Genomic DNA, 1,526 nt, shown 5'->3' on the forward strand with positions numbered 1-1,526 from the left:
GCTCGCGATGGCGGCGGCACATTCAACATGGGTGTAGGCTGGACCACCGCCATCGCGAGCAAGCTCGCTCCCACAGTTGTTTTGGGGTGGTCTCAGGATATCCATACCCCACAAGGTTTGGCTTGTGTGATTGAGGAGTTGCGAGAAATTTTTCCCCGAGCAAAAAAAACGCCCCGAACCAGTCGGGGCGTTTTTCAAGGCGTGGCGCAGGCTATCAGTAAGCCTTGCCGGTCTTGTAGAAGTTCTCGAAGCAGAAGTTGGTCGCGTCGATGTAGCCTTCGGCGCCACCGCAGTCGAAACGCTTGCCCTTGAACTTGTAGGCCATGACGCAGCCGTTCTGGGCCTGTTTCATCAGGGCGTCGGTGATCTGGATCTCGCCGCCCTTGCCTGGCTCGGTCTGTTCGATCAGGTCGAAGATGTCCGGGGTCAGGATGTAGCGACCGATGATCGCCAGGTTCGACGGCGCGTCTTCAGGTTTTGGTTTTTCCACCATGCTGTGGACGCGGTAGATGTCGTCGCGGATCATTTCGCCGGCAATCACGCCGTACTTGTTGGTTTCCTGCGGATCGACTTCCTGGATCGCCACGATGGAGCAGCGGAACTGCTTGTACAGCTTGACCATTTGGGTCAGCACGCCGTCACCTTCGAGGTTGACGCACAGGTCGTCCGCCAGGACCACGGCGAACGGTTCGTCACCGATCAGTGGGCGGCCGGTCAGGATCGCGTGGCCCAGGCCTTTCATTTCGGTCTGGCGGGTGTAGGAGAACGAGCACTCATCCAGCAGTTTGCGGATGCCGACCAGGTATTTTTCCTTGTCGGTGCCCTTGATCTGGTTTTCCAGCTCGTAGCTGATGTCGAAATGGTCTTCCAGGGCGCGTTTGCCGCGGCCGGTAACGATGGAGATTTCCGTCAGGCCAGCATCAAGGGCTTCTTCGACGCCGTACTGGATCAGTGGCTTGTTCACCACCGGCAGCATTTCTTTGGGCATGGCTTTAGTCGCTGGCAGGAAGCGAGTACCGTAACCGGCTGCTGGGAACAAGCATTTCTTGATCATATAAGTCCTTGAAAAGGCGGTGTGTACGAGTTTCGGCGCAGTCTAATCAGGCAACAGGCACCTTACAATGCCCGCACTGGCCAACCGATGCCATCATAGAGAAATAAAAAACGGCGGATAGTTCAATCGCCTTTCGTTTCGATGGCTGCAGCGGCCCCACTGTACGCCAGTAGGCGCCGTTTGCGAGCATTTGACGTATCATGGCCCCCTTGATCACGCCAATTGAGGCAGCTAGATGTCGGCAAGAAACGCAAACGGTTATTCGGTCAGCCAGGGCAAAGATGGCCAATGGTGGATTATCAACTACCACGGCGAGCAAGTCGCCGGTCCCTTGCCCAGCAAGGCCATGGCGGTGGAAGTGGCCGCGGTATTCCAGGATGAGCGCGCGGCCCCCGCAGTGAAAGAGCGCGACACCGCCCCCGCCCGCAGCCCCCGCCGCAAGAAGTAACCAGAAAAGCCTCAAGTAAATGCC

Annotated in this window: 2 protein-coding genes; one reads left to right on the forward strand and one right to left on the reverse strand. The window is 57.6% G+C overall.

Going from position 1 to position 1,526, the window contains the following annotated elements:
• Positions 1–214: 214 nt before the first annotated feature.
• Entirely contained in the window at positions 215–1,054 is an 840-nt protein-coding gene (galU, locus tag LQ215_RS29415) for a UTP--glucose-1-phosphate uridylyltransferase GalU (RefSeq protein ID WP_003182953.1), read from the reverse strand.
• 235 nt (positions 1,055–1,289) lie between these two features.
• On the opposite strand from galU, the gene LQ215_RS29420 reads away from it, so the two are divergent.
• A complete protein-coding gene (locus tag LQ215_RS29420) occupies positions 1,290–1,502 on the forward strand; it encodes a hypothetical protein (protein ID WP_230153732.1) in 213 nt (70 codons plus the stop codon).
• Positions 1,503–1,526: the final 24 nt, after the last annotated feature.

The sequence above is a fragment of the Pseudomonas brassicacearum genome (assembly GCF_918698105.1).
GTDB classification, from domain to species: domain Bacteria; phylum Pseudomonadota; class Gammaproteobacteria; order Pseudomonadales; family Pseudomonadaceae; genus Aquipseudomonas; species Aquipseudomonas brassicacearum_F.

Excerpts from the sequence above, each read along its gene's own strand:
- galU (WP_003182953.1), bottom strand. The coding sequence starts at position 1,054 with ATGATCAAGAAATGCTTGTTCCCAGCAGCCGGTTACGGTACTCGCTTC.
- LQ215_RS29420 (WP_230153732.1), top strand. The coding sequence starts at position 1,290 with ATGTCGGCAAGAAACGCAAACGGTTATTCGGTCAGCCAGGGCAAAGAT.